Below are 18345 nucleotides of genomic sequence, written 5' to 3' on the forward strand. Positions count from 1 at the left end.
TCGGTCAGTTGAGGAGAAGACAGGAGTCCCAGCCGGACAGCACCACGCCGGTGGCGGCGGTGCGCAGGGCCAGGGCGGTACCGGTGGTCCCGTCGAGCAGGCCCGCCGGATCCACACCGGGCCGCGGGAGCCGATCGGCCAGGGCGGCCAGCTGTTCGATGAACGCCGGGTCGGTGCTGTCCTGGGCGACGCGCCATGCGGTCTGGAACAGGCCGGCAGCTCCGTGGCACAGCCCGTCGTCGGTGATGCGGCTCAGCTGGGCGGGATCGGCGAGGCAGCTGAGGAGCGCGGCCTCGGCCAGCTGCTGGCGGGCGGTGTCGCCGAGGGCGAGGCCGGCGAGTTGCTGGGCCCGGGCCAGTCCGGGGGTTCCGTAGCACCAGGACGGGCGCAGCGGCCCGCTCTGGCGGGTGCGGCCTGCGGCTTCCTCGGGGCGGGTGACGGCTTCGGGCCACCACGGTCCGGCTGGTCTGTCCTGGCGCCAGGTGTCGAGCCACCCGCAGATCCTGCGGATCGCCTCCTGCTGGCCGGGCACGGTGACGCGGTGTCGGGTGGCGAGGGCGAGCAGTGCGAGGGGACCGGTGATGCCGTGGGCGAGGCCGAGGTTCCCGTGTCCGTCCGGGTAGTCGGGTGAGCGCTGCCCGGAGGGGGCGAGGTAAGTCCACCAACCGGGCAGGCCGCTGGGCAGTGGCTCGGCGAGTCGGACCAGGTAGCCAAGGACGGCCGGTAGGAGGTCGCCGTCGGGGCGGTGGCGCAGCAGGTGCGCGCTGATCCCGGTCAGGCCGTAGAGCAGGTCGTACTCCGCGAACTCCGGCAGGTCGCCTCGGTCGATGCGGGCGTGGGCCGCGTCGAGCCGGGCGCGGGTCATCGAGTCCACCGCGCTGTCCAGGGCCTGGATCGCACGGGCGTAACCGCCGGGGCCGATGGTCGCGGTGTGGACGGCGTAGGCGGCCGCCGGCGCCCCGTAGAACAGGCCCATGCCGCGCCCGGACCCGATCCCGCCATGCAGTGCCGCCGTCAGCTGGTCGTGGACGCTGCGCCAGCTCCCCTTGCCGGCGGCGGCGTGCTCGATGTGCAGCAGGGCGATGCCGGCAGCGCCCTTGGCGAGGGACTGGGCGGCCCGGTTCACCGGCGCGCCTTCGCGGTGTAGGCCAGCGCTGCGGCGCGGGCCAGGCGGTGGCAGAGCCGTTCGGCGTCCCGGTCGATCCCCTGCGCCCGCACATGGTGCAGGTGGAGCAGGGACAGCAGCACCGGCTCGTCGTCGGGGCCCGTCTCGCCGAGGAGTTGGTCGCGGTAGGCGGTCAGCGCCTGCTGCCGCTCAACCCAGGAGACAGCCACCGCCCGGCCGGTGGGGGTCTCACGCAACGCGGCCCAGTTGTCATCGGGGTTGCCCAGGGCGACGGCCTGCTGATGGACGGCGCGGGGGGCTGGCGTGGGCGTACCCGCCGGGATGGCGCTGGAAAGGCTGCGCATCCCCTCGTGGATTCCGCCGAAGCCGGTGGCGATGGCCACCATGCTGGCCGCGGTGACCGCGCGCGGGTCGTGGGCGGTGTGGAGGAACTGGGCAACGGCGGCGCGCGAGTCGGCCGCGAAAACCGCCTCGGCGGCGGCCATCACCGGCCCGTGCCCGTAGCGGCCGGACTCCGGCTGGTAGGTGTCCAGCTGCAGGTGCGTGATCAGGCCGAGGTCGCGCAGCCGCTCGGCCCACTCGCCCACAGCCGCGGCGGCCGGTCCGTAGGCAGCAGCGTCTGGCAACGGCAGGCGCATCCGCAGGTGCGGGTCGGGGTCCTTGTAGCGCAGGAACCACCAAGTGGGCGAGGTGTCGAACGCGGCGAGCAGCGCAGGCAGGTGAGCGGTCAGGATCTCGGAATGCCGGTGTGGGTGGGCGTACAGCTTCGCCGACAGGTAGGGGGAGGATCCGGGGAGGTGACCGTTGGTGCGGTGCTGTAGGACTCGGCGGTGGCTCGCCCGGACCGGCGGGCGGGTGCTGGCCAGCGGCATGGTGATCTCGTGGGGTCGTCCGTCGATCCAGCCGAGGGCGTCGGGGTCGGGGGCTTCGGCGAGTTCGGCCGAGGGGTGGCTGCCCAGGTGGTCGCGCAGCAGGGCCAGGTGGGCGCTCTCGCTCAGGTCCAGGCGGAGCCACAGGTCGTGCTGGGTGAGGAACACCAGGTCCGGGACGCGGTATCGGGTCAGCCACGCGGTGACACCGCTGTGCCAGCGGGACCATGGGGCGGTGCTCGGCGGCAGGTCGGCGGCAGGGAGGTTCCAGCGGGCCGGGGACAGGATCGTACGCCGATAGCGGATCCGGGGCAGGAACGGCATCCGTGCGGCGGCTCCCCAGTCGAACGCTGTGTACATGGGGGTGTGGGCGGTCGTGATCTCGCACAGGAACCGGGCAAGGGGCTGGGTGTTGTTGCGGAACTCCACCGCGGTCATCACCCTCGGCTCCACCGGCCGGCCGGTGGGCAGGGAGACCAGCCACAGCCGCTCTGCGTCGCCGCACACCGCCAGGTCCCCCAGCCGGAGCACGGTGTGTTCGGGGTCGGGGTGCTCGGCGAGCGGAAGCAGCAGGGGAAGGACGGCGGGGGCGCGGCCGACGTTCTGCACACGGTTGTGCAGGGGCGGGGCCGACACCTGCACCGGGATGGCGTGGTCGGCCAGGGTCGGCAGGGCCGCGTATGCGGCCGTCATGCGGTCGCGGTCGGCGGGGTCGATCAGTGGCAGGAACCGGCCGGTGGTGGTTCCCGCCGCGCGAGGGGTGCCGGTCACGGTGAGGGTGAAGTCACCCTGGTCCAGGTGTTCGCGGGTCGGGGCGGTGAGGGTGAACGTCAGCTCGGCGTGGGGCTGGATGTGGCCGCTGACGACCGGCCGGGCCAGGGCATCCACGGCCTTCTCGTCGAGGACGGTCTCCGTGCGGCCTTCGACGGCGGCGGCCTGGGCCAGCGCCAGGAGCTGGGCGTCGCGGCCGGTGAGGCTCGGCCGGGGCAGCTCGTGCACCGCGTCGCGGTAGCGGGCGGGAAAGCCGAGGCCAGTGTTCGGGTTGGTGATCTCCAGGACCGGGACCACGGCTCCAGTGCCGTACCGCTCGAGGTAGCGGTGCCGGTAGTCGCGCCAGGCCGGGTTCCCGCCCGGTTGGGGGGTGAGACGGGTCAGCACGGTGATCGCGGCTTCGGCCTCGCGCGCCACCGACGTCGGAACGGTGAGCGTGGCCTCGAGGCACAGATCGACCATCAGCGGCTTCTCGGCAGCAGCGGCCGGCCTCATAGCGGCGGCGGCACGGGCCCGCAGCCGCCGTCCGTCCGCGCGGCCGGTGTTGTGCCGGTGCAGATCCTGCCGGACGTCGTGCAGCAGGGCGAGCAGCGGCGCGACCGAGGGGATGCCGGCGGCTTCGGCCCGGCCGAGGACCGCGAGAACGTGGGCGAGCGGGTCGGTGGCCGTCATCGGCGGCCGCAGCGCGGTCAGCAGCACCCGCCGGCCGACCAAGCCGCCAAGCAGCTGCCGGATCGCGGCGGGCTCGTTGCGGGGGAAGTCCGCAGCGAGCCGGCGGGCCAGCTCTTCGAGGCTCAGCGGAGCGGCGGCCGCGCGCACCGCGACCTCCACCGGCCGGGTGCGCCGAACCGCCACCTCCAACGGGTCGCCGCCATGGGCCGGGTTGGCCTGCCACGGCACGACGAGACGATCCCCTCGGGCGAAGCACAGCGGGTTGGCAACCACGGGTAGGCGCTCCAGCAGGGGCCCGTCGCTCTCCAGACGGCCGAGGATGTCGGCCAGCCACGCCGCGTCCGGCCGGGCCACCATCCGGTGTGCGGTGCCGAAGCCCAGGTCGAGGCGGTCGCCGAGGCGGACTGGCGCGATGCCCGCGAAGAGGCCGAACGGTGTGGCCCGGTGCTGCACCCGAAGCACGTACTTGAGGACTGACACGGTGGTGCGCCGCACCTGCCTCCGCGTCCGGCCCGGTCGCTCGATCACCGTACGGACCTGGGCGGCCAACACGGGACTTGCCACCTCCACCGCCTCGGCGAACCGGGCGTGCGACCAAACCTTGTCCAGCCAGGACCGCCACTGCTCCACGTCCCCGTCGGCCAGGTCCGGCCAGGTCGTTTCGATGGTCAGGGCCCCTGCCCTGACCATCACGGCATCCACGGCGCGGTACAACGCTCATCACCCCTAGAAGGAACGGAATGGGCCGGCCTGCGGCCGGGACGCTTCGGTCCCGGCCGCAGGCCGAACGCTCACGGTGTGTCAGGTCAGACGTTGCCGCCGCCGCTGACGCACGCGGTGCCGGAGCAGGTGCTGCCGCAGTTGTCGTTGGTGTCGCGCAGCAGGTTGGCGAACACGTCGCCGCTCTCCACGATGGCCGGGTCGAGGTCGAACTCCGAGGCGTCGAGTTCGGTGACGTCGGTGTTCTCGGTCTCCGGCACGATGAGCGTCTGAGGTGCCATGCTGATCCCCTTCTTGGATGGTCGGTCTTCTCGGTTGCCTGGCTCTGGAGGTCAGGGCCAGGAGATCGTGATGCGGGTGTGCCGCTTGTCGATGACGCGGCCCTCACCCAGCTGCTCGTCCGCCGTGTGCGCCGGGTAGACCGTGAACTGCGGGCCCGGGCCCGAGCGGTGGGCGCCGTCCCAGGTGCGGATCTGCTCGGCCAACTCGGCGGCCAGCTTCGCGGCGTCCGGCCCGTAGCCGTGTGCGCCGAACTCGAACGCCGGCTCGTCGCCGACCTTGCGCAGCGCCAGGTAGGCCAGGCTCGACCCGTCGGTCATCGCCGGGCAGGCGATCCGGTTCTGCGGGGCTACGAGCTTGGAGTCCTGCTGCGGATCGACGGACATCATGCAGAACCCGCTCAGCACGGTGGCGAGCCACAGGTGCAGCGAGTCGAACGGCTCCGTCTGGCCGACCAGCACCCCGGTCCACTCCTCGGCGCGTTCGGTCTCCAGCGCGCGGGTGAGCCGTCCGGCGTCGACCGGCTGCTCCTCATCGAAGCGGAGCGCGACCTCCTTACCGCGCAGAAGCACCAGCTGTTCCTCGTGTGCGCCCACACCCTGCATCCGTACGAAGCCGCACACCTCGGCGGACAGGCTCACCAACCGGTCTCCCTCGCGGCGCAGGGTGATCGAGCGGGAGATGCCGCGCATCCGCAGCGGCACGGTGATGGTGCCGTGCTCGGCGAGCTGCTCCACCCAGGCGGGCGGGATGTCCCAGGCCCCGACGGTGACCAGGATCCGGTCGAAGGGCGCGCGGTCGGCGCAGCCTTCCTCGCCGTCGCCGAGGACGACGTTCACCCGCTCGTAGCCGGTGGCGGCCAGGCCGCGGCGGGCACGGTCGGTCACGTCCTGGTCGATGTCCAGGGTCGTGACCTCGCCCTCCTTGCCGACGATCTCGGCGATCATCGCGGCGTTCGTGCCGCTGGAGCCGATCTCCAGCACGTGGTGGCCGGGCTCGAGGTCGGCCTGCTCCAGCATGAACGCCTGGATCCGGGGAGCGGAGACCGAGCTGATCGCGGTCCCGTGTTCGTTCCGCTTGGTGATCACGACGTCCTCGACGCCGTAGGCCTGCCGGACGGGCGCCTCCGGCACGAAGACCTCGCGCGGCACCGTGCGGAAGGCGCGCTCGACCGCGTCGGTCCGGATATCACCCGTGGCGATCAGCTGCTCGACCATGGTCGTTCGCAGCTGCTCCGGGGTCTCCGTGGTGGTGGCTTCGGCCTTCACTGTGTCAGACATGCGGGACTCTTCCTTGGCGATGATCAGTTAACTGTGATGCTGAACTGGCTAGTTGGGACTGGAAGCCTATGAGTTCGGAGACGCACGCCCCGGCCGGTCATCGTCTCCCCCAGTTCCACGGAGGTTGGTGGGCGCCGCGCAGGCACGCGACCTGGTGCGCAGCCTGCCTGCGGAGGTGGGCGTCGAGGTGGGCGCGCCGAACGATGTCCATCACCGCAGTGAGCACGACGACGTCCCGTACGGTCTGGTAGTCCGGCCAGGCTCCGATCTGCTCATAGGGCGGGGCGAGGCCAGCCCGACTGTCGGAGGCGTAGGCCGTGGTGTACGCATAGAGGTCGTCGCGGTGGCCGCGCAGCAGTTCGGTACGCCAGCGGGCGGCGACGAGGTCCCACTCCCGGTGCCCCCGCCACAGCGGGCGCTGCGGGAAGAGCCGCGGGTGGGAGCCTTCGTCGTAGCAGGAGGCGATCGCGGGTGCGCCGAGGATGACTGTGGGCGGTGTCGGCCATTCGGCGCGGTCCCACTCCTTGCGCAGCTCGGCGGCACGGTCGCGCAGAAACGACTGGCCGACATCGTTCACCGGGGCGTCGTCCAAGCCGTCCAGCAGCCCGTTGAACGGGTCGTGGTCCTCCAGCCACAACGCCGAGCCGGGCCGGATCCGGTGCACGGCCGCGGTCGCCCACGCGCTCACGGCCGCATCCCGGAGCGGCCGTCCAGGGCTGCGCCAGAAGGTGACCGCGCGTCCGCGGGCGATCCGGACGTAGTCGTAGTCCGGGAGGACGACGGCCACCTGGTGCTCGTCGAGCAGTCGGGCGCCGCGCAGCAGCATCCCCGCCTCGTCCGCGTCCGCGTGCACGAGGGCGAGCGCGTTCGAGGCCGGCAACCACCAGGCGTGGTGCGGGTGTTCACTGACCAGCTCGGCCTGGGAGGGGTTGTCGCCGGTGTCCTTGCAGACCTCGGCCAGGGCCGCGTAGGCGGCCGCGACCGCGCGCCTGCGGGTTTCGCTGGTGATCCTGGTCAGCGTTCTGGTGCGCGGTCCGACGCTCACGGCACAGTCCTCTGGTACGAAGTCGACGGGCAGGTGGGGGTTACGAGGTCACGCGCTCAGCCGGGTTCCCGATCGGCCGGACCCGCGCTCCGGCGACCTCTGCGCTCGCGATGGGCTGCAGCCGCCACCGGGCCTACGAAGTGGTGCTCACGCCGCCGGTATCCGGTCGAGCCCCGGCTGACCGAGCCGCATGCCGACGGCGGACCTGTGCCGCTCGGCCCGTACGACAGCACCGGTGCACAGCACCACGACCTGCCGCCTGTCGACGACCGTTGCCGGGCCAGGCCGGACCGCCTGGGGCAGGTCGAGCTCAGCCCACACCACCTTGCCGTCCGGCCCCTCATCGACGCCGAACCGGTCAGCCACCCCGGCCACGAGCAGCAGGCCCCGGCCGCTGGTGGCCTCCTCCCCGGCATTCCGGGGTTCGGGCCTGCCGAGCCCGGGATCGGCCACGGACATCCGCAGGACGCCGCTCGGGGTGAGCAGCAGAGCAGCAGTCAGCTCCACGTCCGGCCGGCCGCCGCCACAGGCGTGCACGACGGCGTTGGCGCCGAACTCGGACATCACCAGCTGGACGTCCTCCACCAGCGGATCGCTCAGCTGCAGGCCGAGCTCCGGCAGCTGCGCCTTCGCCCAACGGCGAACAGCACCGATCTGCGCCAGTTCGGCGGGAAACGCCATCGTGGTGGTGCGTGATGTCGGCTCCATGGACGTGCCTCACTCACTGGGGGAACGGGGGGAGCTGTCGTCGGACAGCCTTCGCTGACGTCCAATCAACTCTCTTCAGGCACTGATGGGGAGTGAAAATCCGGGGTGGCCTGATGTCTCCCAGAGGGAAAACTTGACTCTTCCTTTGCAATCAACCATGTGCAGCCGGTGACCGCCGGGCTACGGTGAGCACATGGGGGACAATCCCGAACTGCGCACTGCGATGGCGGATCTGGGGCTCACTCGGCCCGAATTGGCACGTCTGATCAACCACGAACTCGTCGCCCTCGGCTGCCCGGGAACCGTGACGGTGAGGACTGTGGGCACCTGGCTCTCCGGAAAGTCCCGCTGGCCTCAGGGCAGAATCCGGATAGCTCTCGGACGCGTGCTGAAGCGCACGCCCGAGCAGCTCGGCTTCATCCCGCCCTACGCCGCCAGCCCTCAAGCACCACCGGAGGAACCCGTGCTCCGCCGCAACTTCCTCGCGGTATCCGCCGCCGCTGCTCTGCCGACCGCCGTCTCCCGAGGCCGCACTGTCGGCCATACCGATGTTGATCTGCTCAAGGAGAGCCTCAGGACCCTCACCGAGCTCGACGACCACCGCGGTGGGCACGGATCGCTCGAGGCGGCCGCGCTGGCCGGCGCGAGCCATGCGCTCGGCAAGGTGGAGAAGACCATCAGCGAAGGCGTGCAACGGCGTCTCTACAGCCTCGCGGCCGACTACACCGCTACCGCCGGGTTCTCGTGCATCGACGACCGCCGCCTGGACGACGCCGAGCAGCACTTCGGCACCGCCCTGCGCCTCGCCGGTCTCGCCAATGACCACGTGACCGCCCTGCGGACCTTCAACTGCCTCTCCATGGTGGGCTACCAGCGCAACAAAACCTCAGCCGCCTTGTCCGCCGCCCGAGCCGCCCAGGACAACCGGGCAACCCGTCGCGACCCTCTTCTCGCCTCCCTCGCCCACGCCCGAACCGCCATCGCCTACTCCACTGCGGGCGACCGGCAAGCCGCCCTACGCTGCCTCGGGAACGCCCGCGACGCCCTGGCGCGCGCCGACACCCGTGAACGCCCGACGTGGACCAAGTTCTACGGGCCGGCCGAACTGGCTGCGCTGAGCGCCGTCGTCTATCAGCACCTGAACAACAGCGCCGAATCCGAGAGCGAATCCCACCGCGCTCTGGCAGGTATTCCTCCACAGTTCCGACGCAACCGCGCATCCGCCACCGCCCGCCTCGCGCTCGCTCAGCTCGGGCAGGGAGAGATCGAGCAGGCCACCACGACCGCCATCGGCGTGTACACGCTGATGGGCGCGGACCCGCTTCCGCTTCGGCTGCGCACTCTTCTCGGCGACTTCCACCGCGGCCTGATCACTCTGGCGCCGACCTCGGCGGTTACGCGAGAGTGGACCGACCGAGTCCACGCCCAGGGAGATCACCAGTGACGATAGTGCTCCGCCGCTTCGAGGCCGCCCGCCTTCCCGCCGACCACACCCAGCTGCTCATCGACGTGCACGCGGATGCCTACCGGGACCAGGCCGACGATCCCTTCGTCCAGCGTTTCCCCTGGTTCGCCAGCCACTGGGCAGCCCGGCCCGGCTACAGCTGCGTCGTGGCCTTCGACGGCGAGGAGCCGGTCGGCTACTCCTACGGCGCCCCGTTGGAGGACGGACGCGAATGGTGGCGCCAGCACATGCCGCCGCCGGCCGACACCTCGACCTTCGCCGTATCCGAAGTCATGGTCCGCCCCGACTGGCGGAAACTCGGCATCGCCGAGCAGACCCACGAGGCACTGCTGTCGGAACGCAGCGAAGCCCTGGCCGTCCTGTACGTCGACATCACCCACCCCCGGGTCCAGACCATGTACGAGCGATGGTCGTACCGAAAGGTCGGCGAGCACCGACCGTTCGAGGACGCCCCGCTCTACGCCGTCATGGTCCGCACCCTCCGATAGCCCGTCGGCCACCCCCGGGCGACGCCCGGCACGGCAGCAGCCGCGGGCCGACCCGAACCGCCACGGCACCACCGGGTCGGCTTCCACGGCGCACTGTCCGCTTCCCACAGCGGTAATCCGACCACTCCGGCGGATCGCCGCCCACACGGGCTCGGACGCCCGTCCGCCGACCTATGCGTCGACGACGATCCCTGTCGGCAGACGGGTCTGATCGGGAATGACTGGAGACAGCGAGTTAGTAGTCGTTGTCACATTAGCGATTCAGCAATGCGCACCGACCGGCACGAAATGCCAGCCCGCATGATGGCGAATACGTACAGTACGGACGGCGCGCCGGCAGCTGCGGTGAGCGGCATTTCGATCCGTTGGCTCGTCAGCGAATCCGAACCAGCTTGGCTGGGCGGCTGGGCGGCAGAGCACTGGAGTCTGGCGATCGTCGGACGCAGGAGCGCGCACGCCGAGGCGGTGATCAAGGCCGCCGTGATCCGGCTCATGGCCGCCCGCCTACGGCCCGTAATGTCGCTCTCCACAGGACCACGCCGTCCCGGTGCTCGACGGCTCGCGCGTCCGCCACGATCTCATGCAGGCTCAGGCTGAACCGGTGGTACGGCCACACGCAGTAGGGGCTGATCTCCAGCGGGAACGGAAGCTCCGGTACGACACCGTCTCGACGACCGGCCCCTCTCTCGATACCCACCAGTCAGACGATCGTGCCTGCTCGGACCCCGCTCGGCGTGACAACGCCCCGCCGGCTGGCCGCACCCCCTCGGCAACCCTTGATCGGCAGGGCCCGCGTGCTTCCTTGTCACTGACCACCCGTAGGGTCCGGCGGTATGGCAATAGTGATGTTCGTCGATGAGACGACTTCGGGGAACCGGAGCGACGGGTGGGGCCTGGAGATCGCCGAGGAGAGGCTCACCGTGCGTGAACTGATCCGGCGCCGGGTGTTCCAGGAGGTCGCCGAGTACAACGCGCGCACACCGCAGGTGTTCCAGGGGCTGGTGCAGCCGACGGACGCCGAGCGCGTGCTGAACGGGTTCGCGCTGCGCACGCCCCGCCGGATCGACCCCGAGGCGCAGGCCGAGCTGGCGCTGCGGGCCTTTTCGGGTAACGGGTTCCTGGTGCTGGTGGGGGGCCGTCAGGTCACTGACCCGGATGAGGAGGTCGATCTCGCGCTCGGAACCGAGGTCACCTTCTTGAAGCTCGTGCCGCTGGTGGGAGGCTGACGATGGAGGACGTCAACGGGATGGAGAAGCCGCTCCAGCAGGACGCCGCCGCAGGGGAGGCGCGGGAGCTGACCGACGAACGCCAAGAGGATCAGCACGGTGATGCCAGGCCCGACGGCGGGAAAGCCGGCACCTCCGGAGGGCTTCCGGTTGTCCCCGACAACCAGGACAACCTCCCCGCCGGCAACGTCACAGAAGCCGACCTGGTCCGGATGTGGGAGCAGGCCCGCGACGCCGCTGACGCCGGCGACTTGCCGGAGGCGGTCAGGCTGTACGCCGCCCTCGCCCACGACCAGGCCTTGGTGCTGGGCCCTGACGCCCGCGTCACCCTCATCGCCCGCGCCGTCCACGCCCGCTACCTCGGGGAGGCGGGGGACGCGGCCGAGGCCGTCCGGCTGTATCCCGCGCTCATCGCCGACTTCACGCGAGTGCTGGGCCCCGACGACCGTGACACCCTCATCACCCGCGCCAACCACGCCTTCAATGTCGCGGAGGCGGGGGACGTGCCCGAGGCCGTCCGGCTGTACCCCGCGCTGATCACCGACCTCACGCGGGCACTGGGCCCCGACCACTGCGACACCCTCTTCACCCGCGCCAACCACGCCCGCTACACCGGGGAAGCAGGGGACGCGGCCGAGGCCGTCCGGCTGTACCCCGCGCTCATCGCCGATCTCACGCGGGTGCTGGGCCCCGACGACAGTGAGACCCTCATCGCCCGCGCTCACCACGTCCGCTACACCGGGGAGGCGGGGGACGCGGCCGAGGCCGCCCGGCTGTACCCCGCGCTGATCGCCGACCGTACGCGGGTCATGGGCGCCGACCACCGCGGGACCCTCGTCGCCCGCGCCAACCACGCCTACTACGTGGGGAAGGCAGGGGACCTGGCCGAGGCCGTCCGGCTGTACCCCGCGCTGATCGCCGACCTCACGCGGGTGCTGGGCGCCGACGACCGTGAGACCCTCATCTCCCGCAAGAACCACGCCCGCTACGTCGAGCAGGAGAGGAACGCGGCCGAGGCCGTCCGGCTGCGCGAGGCCCGGGACGCCGCACGAGCCCGCGAGGTCCAGCGGATGAAGGAGCTGTTCCGACAGCACGACGACGCGGCGAGGGCGGATGAACTCGGCGCTCTGCTATGGGAGTTGATGTCCCGAAGCCCGCGTCACCCCGAGGAGTGGCACGAGATGCGGGCCGAGTTGCGCCGGCTGACGCCGGAAGACCGCACCGCGCTCGCCGACGCCTGCGTGATCCTGTACCGCGACGGCGAGGCGGACGGGAAGGCCCCTCAGAGCGCCTTGAACCTGGTCGGTCTGATCACGTGCGACCTGCCCGGCGACTGGCTCTTGGCGGAGCGCCAGAAGACGCTGGCCGAAGTCAGTGGACGGTACACCTTGTGGTGGCCCGAGCGTGACAGGCACCTCGTCGAGGCCGAACGCAAGGCCGGCCGCCCGCTGGCGCCCGAGTTGGTGGCCGTGTTCCGGCGCTGGGCCCTCTCGGAATCCCCCGCGACCGCTCGCGAGCTCACCGAGCCCGCCCTCAACGTCGGCGAGGTATGGGCCGAGCAAGCCCTGCGGGACACTCGGGACAGCCCTGACTGGCATGCCCTCCTCCTGCACGTGACGACCGCCACGTCCGCCAAGCCCACCCCCCGATGGGAGCAGCGGGCCCGGATGCTGATCGACTCGCTCGGCACGGACCGGGTGCGGGAGAGCGTGGTGCCCTGGCTCGCCCTCGTGGGGCGTCGCACCTTCGAGCTGGAGCCCCGGGGGTACGGGCCCGACGCCAACAACGCCTACGACCCCTACAACGCCAATGCCCTGCGCGGACTGGTACGGGTGCTCGGCCTGCTGCCCGCCCACCCGGATGCCGTTCGCGCCCTGGGCGCACTGGTCGAGACCTCGCTCAGGAAGGTCTACGGGCTCGGCCCGCGCAGCCCGAAGGTCGCCAACGCCGCAGTCACCGTGCTCTCCGGCATCGACGGTGAGCCCGCGCTCGCCGAACTCGCCCGGCTGGCCACCCGGGTGACCTTCAAGGGCACGCTCAAGCTGCTCGACACCGCGCTGCGGACCCGGGCCGAGGCGCTGGGCCTGTCCCGCGAGGAGATCGATGAACTCGCCGTCCCTGCCTACGGATTGACCGAGGTCGGTCGTGCCGAGCGGAAGGTCGGCGAGGCTACCGCCGTCCTGGAGGTCCAGTGCACCAAGGCCGTCCTGGGCTGGCGCAACGCCGCGGGCAAGGCGGTCAAGAGCGTGCCGGCCGCGGTCAGGCGCGACCACGCCGAGGAGGTCAAGGAGCTGAAGGCGGCGGTCAAGGACATCGACAGGATGCTCTCCGCACACAGTGAGCGCCTGGAGCGGCAGTTCCTGGCCCGCCGCACCTGGGCCTACCCCGCCTGGCGCGAACGGTATCTCGACCACCCCCTCGTCGGCACCCTGGCCCGCCGCCTGCTGTGGACGGTCGACGGCACCACCGTCGGATTCGCCGACGGCGAGCTGCGCACCCTCACCGACGACCCGCTGCGCGACGGGGCCGAGGTGCGGCTGTGGCATCCGGTGGGCCACGAGCCCGCCGAGATCGTGGCCTGGCGCGACTGGCTGGAGCGGCACGCGATCACCCAGCCGTTCAAGCAGGCCCACCGCGAGGTCTACCTGCTGACCGACGCCGAGCGGACGACGGGCACCTACTCCAACCGGTTCGCCGCGCACGTCCTGCGCCAGCACCAGTTCCACTCACTGGCCGCGACCAGGGGCTGGCGCAACCACCTGCGCCTGATCCAGCAGTACGAGGTGCCGCCGGCCATCCGTGAGCTGCCGGAGTGGGGGCTGCGCGCCGAGTACTGGATCCGCGGTGACGGCAACGCGGGCGACGGCGACATCAACGACTCCGGCAGCTACCTGCGCCTGACCACCGACCAGGTCCGCTTCTACCCGCTCGACGCCCCGAAGAACGAAGCGCTCGCCTACAGCGTCGACTACACCATGGTGCTGCCCGACGGCACCGAGCCGGTGGAGCCCCTTCCGATCGCCGGCGTCCCGCCCCTGGTGCTGTCCGAAGTCCTGCGCGACGTCGACCTGTTCGTCGGCGTGGCCAGTGTCGGGAACGACCCGACCTGGCAGGACGGCGGACCCGAGGGCCGCTACCGGGAGTACTGGACGTCCCACAGCTTCGGCGAGCTCAACCAGACCGCCGAGACGCGCCGCGCGCTGCTGGAACGGCTCGTACCCAGGCTGGCGATCGCCGACCGCTGCACCCTCGAAGGCCGCTTCCTGCACGTCAGGGGCGAACGCCACACGTACAGGATCCACCTCGGCTCGAGCAACATCCTGCGGACCCCGAACGACCAGTACCTGTGCATCGTCCCGAAGGCCACCTCAACCGCCCAGGCCGCCCCGCAGACCGGTTACCTCCCCTTCGAGGGCGACCGGATGCTCGCGGTGATCCTCAGCAAGGCGCTCATGCTGGCCGCGGACACGAGCATCACGGACCCGACGATCCTGCGCCAGCTGTAGCAGCCCGCCGCCGCTACCCGGCCATGTCGTCGTAGCCGCCCTCGTCGACGCTGTCGCCTTCCCGGGGTCACTTCGCGGCAGATCCGGCCTCGGGGGTCGGTCGAGCCGTCCGGGAAGGCGAAGCTGACGGGTGGCCGCCGGGTCGGCGGGCCGGATCGCGCTGGAGTCGGTGCACGGGGGAAGGGGCCGTGCGGCCGGGAGCGGGGTGCACCCCGCTCCCGGCCGGTGCGTGGCGGTCAGTCGTCCTGAAGGTCCGCCCGCTCCTTCCGGTGGCGGGGGAGCCGGTGGGACTCGACCGGGCGGCCGTCGACGAGGTGCTCGGTGACGATGCGGGCGGCGGCGGCGGGGTCGATCCCGCCGTACCAGACGTCGTCCGGCTGGACGCTGACGACGGGGGCCTGGTTGCAGGGGAACTGGCACCCCGTCTGGGTGACGAGCACGTCGTCGTCGCCGAGGCCGTGCTCGGTCAGTCCCCGTACCAGGGCGCGCAGTCCCTCCTCCGCGCCCATGGCCGCGCACCGCGGGCCGCGGCACACCAGGACCTGGTGCCGGTGGCCGGTGACGTCCTCCCAGGCCGCGGAGGTGAGGCCGGGTTCCGTACCGGTGACGGGCTTCGTCACCGCGGCCACCGCGGCGACGGCGTCGGGTGAGTCGGCGAGGCGGGTCGCGACCAGGAGTTCGGGACGGTGGCCCGCGCGCTCGCGCCACCAGTGCGCGGCGATCCGCCGTAGCCAGGACTGGGCCGGGCCGGAGGCCGTGAGGCGGACACCGACCACGACCACGGTCCCGGTGCCCGCGTCGGCCAGCCTGGTCAGCTCGGCCGACAGGGAGGGGTCCGCCTGCTGGAGGAACGCGATCGAGGCCTGGTGCGACGCCGCTGCCTGGAGGAGTTCGTCACGACGGACGGCCTCCTCGATCGACATGCCGACCAGGAGCACGGCGCCGCGGCGGGCGGGGGCAGCCGGAACGGGGGAGGTCATGGCGAAGTCCTTTCGTGGAGCAGTCCGTTCCACCGGATGTGCGGTCGGTCGTACAGGGGGTGCCGTTCCACGGTGACGTCGACGCCGTAGACGTGCGCGATGGTCGGCGGGGTGAGCACCTCGGAGCCGGGCCCGTGGGCGACCAGCCGGCCGTCGAGCAGGACGGCGACCTCGTCGCAGTAGGCGGCGGCGAGTTCGAGGTCGTGCAGCGCGGCCACCGTGGTGATGCCCAGCCCGCGGACGGCGCCGAGGAAGCCGAGCTGGTGGCGCAGGTCGAGGTGGTTGGTGGGCTCGTCGAGCAGGAGCACGCCGGGCTCCTGCACCAGCGCCCGCGCGAGCTGGACCCGCTGCCGCTCGCCGCCCGACAGCGTCGGCCAGGACCGGTCGAGCAGGTGGCCGACGTCGGCCGCGGCGACGGCCTCGGCGACCACGGACCGCTCGTGGGCGTCGGCGGCGGAGTTCCCCGGCACGGGCCAGCGGCCCCGGTGCGGCGTGCGGCCGAGGTCGATGACCTGACGGACCGGCAGCGACAGCCGGGTGTCCGCCTGCTGTTCCATGAAGGCCACCCGTCGTGCCCGGCGGCGGGCCGTGAGCGCGTGGAGGTCCTCCCCGTCCAGGAGGACCCGCCCTGCGCTCGGCCGGGTCAGTCCGGCGGCCGCGCGCAGCAGGGTGGTCTTCCCGGCGCCGTTGGGCCCGAGCAGGCCCGTGATCCGGCCGGGGGCGAACGCGAGCGAGACCGCGTCCAGCAGGGTGGCTCCGCCGATGCGCACGTGGAGTTCCTCCACCCGCAGCTCGGCGGGGGGCGTCACGGTCACCGGAGTCCCCCGTCGGCCCGCCCCTGGCGCCACAGCAGCCAGGCGAAGAAGGGCGCGCCCAGCCCGGCCGTGATGACGCCGACGGGGATCTCCCGGTCGGGGAGGACCGAGCGCGCCACGATGTCGCTGCCCACCAGGAGGGACGCGCCCACCAGCGCCGACACGGGCAGCAGGAGGGCGTGGCGCGGGCCGCAGACGAGCCGGACCAGGTGCGGTACGACCAGGCCGAGGAACCCGATGACGCCGGTGTTGGCCACCAGGCACGCGGTCACCAGCGCCGCGGTCGCGACGAGGACCCAGCGGGTGCGCTCGACGTGGACGCCGAGGGAGCGGGCGGCGGTCTCGCCGAAGGCGAAGGCGTCCAGGTCGCGGGCCGAGGAGGCCAGGACCGTGACGCCGACCAGCGCGACTGCGGTCAGGAAGACGGCGGTGGGCCACCGCACGCCGGCGACCGAGCCGAGCGTCCACTCCATGACACCGCGCGCAGCGTTGCGGTCCCCGAGGACCAGCACGACGAACGAGGTGTACGCCCCGCACAGCTGGCCCACCGCGATGCCGGCGAGCACGGTCCGGGCGGTCGGGAGCGACCGGGTTCGCGCACCCGCCAGTGCCAGGACGACGACAGCGGCGAGCAGGGCCCCGGCGAAGGCCGCCGTCGCCACCGCGCCGGTGCCCACGGCGCCGGTCACGCCGACGCCGAGGACGATCACGGTGACCGCGCCGGCGGCCGCTCCCTCCGAGATCCCGAGCAGGAAGGGATCGGCCAGGTCGTTCCCGGTCAGCGTCTGCAGCACCGCACCGCAGACCGCCAGGCCGGCGCCGGTGGCAGCCGCTCCCAGCACGCGGGGCAGCCGCAACTGCCAGACGATCTGGTCGTCCAGCAGCGTCACGCGCGGGTCGCCCAGCCCGAGACGGCGCGCCACGACGTCGATCACCGTCCGGACCGGCTCGGGTTGCGAACCCACGGCCAGGCCGAGCAGGACGGTGGCCAGCAGCAGGGCCGCACCGACGGCCAGCGCCGCCGTCGTGCGGCCCGCACCGGCGGGCCGTACGACGGGGCGGGTTCCGGTGGTCTTGACCCCGGGTGCGGTCATGACCCCGGGTGCAGTCGGCTCAGCCCCGCGGACACCCGGGCGGCACCGTCGGCGAGCAGCACGCCGGGGGTCGACTCCGAGAACGGCACCACCACGAAGGCCTTGCGCTGCACGGCGGTGAGCTTGCTCAGCACCGGGTCGTTCTCCAAGTAGTCGATCTTGGACTGGGCCGTGTCCCAACCGGCGTCCGCGACCACGATGGCGTCCGGGTCCGCCGCGACGACCTTCTCCCAGCTGACGTTCTGCCAGCCACCGGGCAGGTCCGCGAAGACGTTGCGGGCACCCACGGCGTCGAGCACGAGCTGGGGTCCACCGTGGCCGGCTCCGACGAACGGCGTCTTGGTGTCCGAGTCGAACCACAGGACCTTCAGGTCCTTACCCTCGGCCGTCGCCTTGAACTGGGCCAGCTGCTGCTCCTGCTGCTGCTGGATCGCGGCGGCCCGCTCCGTGACACCGAAGACCTTGGCGACGTCGTTCAGTTCGCCCCACACCGCCTGCCAGGTCGGCGGCGGCACCTGGTTCTTGTCCGAGCAGCCGAACGGGGACAGGTACGACGGGATGCCCTGGCCGAGCAGTTCCTCCCGGGTGCCCGCGACCTTGCCGGTGAACGCGCTGGCGTAGGAGGCGTACAGGAAGTCGGGACGGGCCGCGAGGAGCTTCTCCTTCGTCGGGTACTTCGCGGAGAGCACCGGGACGGAGTCGTAGGCCGCCTTCCACTTCTCCGGGACGGAGTCGTCGAGGTAGGCGCTACCGGCCATCCGGGACTGCAGGCCCAGGGCCAGGGCCACCTCGGTGGCACCCTGGTTGAGCGTCACCAGCCGGGCGGGCGGAGCGCCGACCGTCACGGTGGTCCCGCAGTTGTCGACGCTGACCAGCCCGGCGCTTCCGGTGGCCCCGCCGGACGCGACGGGTGCGGGGGCGCCCGCACAGCCTCCGAGCACGCCGACGAACAGGGCGGCCGCGACCGCCCGGCCGGCGCGTAGCGAATGTGTGGGACTTATGGGGCATATAGCGCGAAAAGGACGCAGCAGACCGCTGGGCACGTGTTCTCCAAAACCCTCGTGGAACATGTCGCGCCGTGGCCGGTCTCCTGGCTTCCGCATCGACGCACCGCGGCCGACCTTCCCGAGCGGGTCTTCCAACCCGCGCAGTGGTCCTGACCGCTGGGTGAGCCGGTCAGCGAGGGCCGCGGAACTCCGCGGCAACAGTGGCGAGGGCCGCACCGGACTCAGACCGGTTTCCCGTACACCACGGCGATGGCAACGTATCAGGCGTGGTCAGACCGGTGAAGGGCAGCCCAC

At 72.0% G+C, this 18345-nt stretch carries 15 protein-coding genes and 1 riboswitch; of the genes, 4 read left to right on the forward strand and 11 right to left on the reverse strand.

The annotated features are described in order from the left end of the window. Window positions 1-4 precede the first annotated feature (4 nt). From ACFVXG_RS01480 to ACFVXG_RS01505, 6 genes are all read right to left on the reverse strand, one after another. Window positions 5-1126 (reverse strand): lanthionine synthetase C family protein, encoded by a 1122-nt coding sequence (locus tag ACFVXG_RS01480; protein ID WP_387923177.1) that lies wholly within the window; start codon window positions 1124-1126, stop codon window positions 5-7. Further along, window positions 1123-4128, reverse strand: a complete 3006-nt coding sequence (locus tag ACFVXG_RS01485; protein ID WP_387923179.1) for a lantibiotic dehydratase — start codon at window positions 4126-4128, stop codon at window positions 1123-1125. The genes ACFVXG_RS01480 and ACFVXG_RS01485 overlap by 4 nt, the downstream gene beginning before the upstream one ends. Window positions 4129-4244: 116 nt before the next feature. Next, entirely contained in the window at window positions 4245-4439 is a 195-nt protein-coding gene (locus tag ACFVXG_RS01490; RefSeq protein ID WP_387923181.1) for an FxLD family lanthipeptide, read from the reverse strand. A gap of 51 nt (window positions 4440-4490) precedes the next feature. Continuing rightward, window positions 4491-5717 carry a methyltransferase, FxLD system gene (gene fxlM / locus ACFVXG_RS01495; protein WP_387923183.1) on the reverse strand — a complete coding sequence of 409 codons (1227 nt, stop codon included), beginning with the start codon at window positions 5715-5717 and terminating at the stop codon, window positions 4491-4493. Window positions 5718-5814: 97 nt separating this feature from the next. Continuing rightward, a complete protein-coding gene (locus ACFVXG_RS01500; RefSeq protein WP_387923185.1) occupies window positions 5815-6762 on the reverse strand; it encodes a hypothetical protein in 948 nt (315 codons plus the stop codon). A gap of 147 nt (window positions 6763-6909) precedes the next feature. Continuing rightward, on the reverse strand, window positions 6910-7470 hold the full coding sequence (locus tag ACFVXG_RS01505; RefSeq protein WP_387923187.1) for an ATP-binding protein: 561 nt from the start codon (window positions 7468-7470) through the stop codon (window positions 6910-6912). Window positions 7471-7663: 193 nt separating this feature from the next. Between ACFVXG_RS01505 and ACFVXG_RS01510 the strand changes: the two genes are divergently transcribed. Together ACFVXG_RS01510 and ACFVXG_RS01515 are read left to right on the forward strand one after the other, a co-directional pair. Further along, window positions 7664-8914: an XRE family transcriptional regulator gene (locus ACFVXG_RS01510; RefSeq protein WP_387923189.1), complete on the forward strand. Its 1251-nt coding sequence runs from the start codon at window positions 7664-7666 to the stop codon at window positions 8912-8914. After that, a complete protein-coding gene (locus ACFVXG_RS01515; RefSeq protein WP_387923190.1) occupies window positions 8911-9423 on the forward strand; it encodes a GNAT family N-acetyltransferase in 513 nt (170 codons plus the stop codon). Before ACFVXG_RS01510 ends, ACFVXG_RS01515 begins: the two co-directional genes overlap by 4 nt. A gap of 248 nt (window positions 9424-9671) precedes the next feature. Here the strand turns inward: ACFVXG_RS01515 and ACFVXG_RS01520 are convergent, their stop codons facing one another. Beyond that, on the reverse strand, window positions 9672-9917 hold the full coding sequence (locus ACFVXG_RS01520; RefSeq protein WP_387923192.1) for a hypothetical protein: 246 nt from the start codon (window positions 9915-9917) through the stop codon (window positions 9672-9674). Window positions 9918-10268: 351 nt separating this feature from the next. Between ACFVXG_RS01520 and ACFVXG_RS01525 the strand changes: the two genes are divergently transcribed. Beyond that, complete coding sequence (locus tag ACFVXG_RS01525) at window positions 10269-10649, forward strand: hypothetical protein (protein ID WP_387923194.1); 381 nt, start codon at window positions 10269-10271, stop codon at window positions 10647-10649. A gap of 2 nt (window positions 10650-10651) precedes the next feature. Beyond that, the gene (locus ACFVXG_RS01530) at window positions 10652-14155 is read left to right on the forward strand and encodes a DUF4132 domain-containing protein (RefSeq protein ID WP_387923196.1); all 3504 of its coding nucleotides are present in this window, start codon (window positions 10652-10654) and stop codon (window positions 14153-14155) included. 236 nt (window positions 14156-14391) lie between these two features. Here the strand turns inward: ACFVXG_RS01530 and ACFVXG_RS01535 are convergent, their stop codons facing one another. The 4 genes from ACFVXG_RS01535 to ACFVXG_RS01550 are packed head-to-tail and all read right to left on the reverse strand — an operon-like array spanning window position 14392 to window position 17985. Then, window positions 14392-15135, reverse strand: a complete 744-nt coding sequence (locus ACFVXG_RS01535) for a ferredoxin (RefSeq protein WP_387923198.1) — start codon at window positions 15133-15135, stop codon at window positions 14392-14394. Further along, window positions 15132-15950 (reverse strand): ABC transporter ATP-binding protein, encoded by an 819-nt coding sequence (locus ACFVXG_RS01540; RefSeq protein ID WP_387923200.1) that lies wholly within the window; start codon window positions 15948-15950, stop codon window positions 15132-15134. The genes ACFVXG_RS01535 and ACFVXG_RS01540 overlap by 4 nt, the downstream gene beginning before the upstream one ends. Further along, complete coding sequence (locus ACFVXG_RS01545) at window positions 15947-17044, reverse strand: FecCD family ABC transporter permease (protein ID WP_387923202.1); 1098 nt, start codon at window positions 17042-17044, stop codon at window positions 15947-15949. Before ACFVXG_RS01545 ends, ACFVXG_RS01540 begins: the two co-directional genes overlap by 4 nt. After that, window positions 17041-17985 (reverse strand): ABC transporter substrate-binding protein, encoded by a 945-nt coding sequence (locus ACFVXG_RS01550; protein ID WP_387923204.1) that lies wholly within the window; start codon window positions 17983-17985, stop codon window positions 17041-17043. Before ACFVXG_RS01550 ends, ACFVXG_RS01545 begins: the two co-directional genes overlap by 4 nt. Before the next feature lie 121 nt (window positions 17986-18106). After that, window positions 18107-18312: riboswitch (cobalamin riboswitch) on the reverse strand. Window positions 18313-18345: the final 33 nt, after the last annotated feature.

Origin of the sequence: Kitasatospora sp. NPDC058162 (assembly GCF_042884005.1) — a bacterium.
Lineage (GTDB): Bacteria > Actinomycetota > Actinomycetes > Streptomycetales > Streptomycetaceae > Kitasatospora.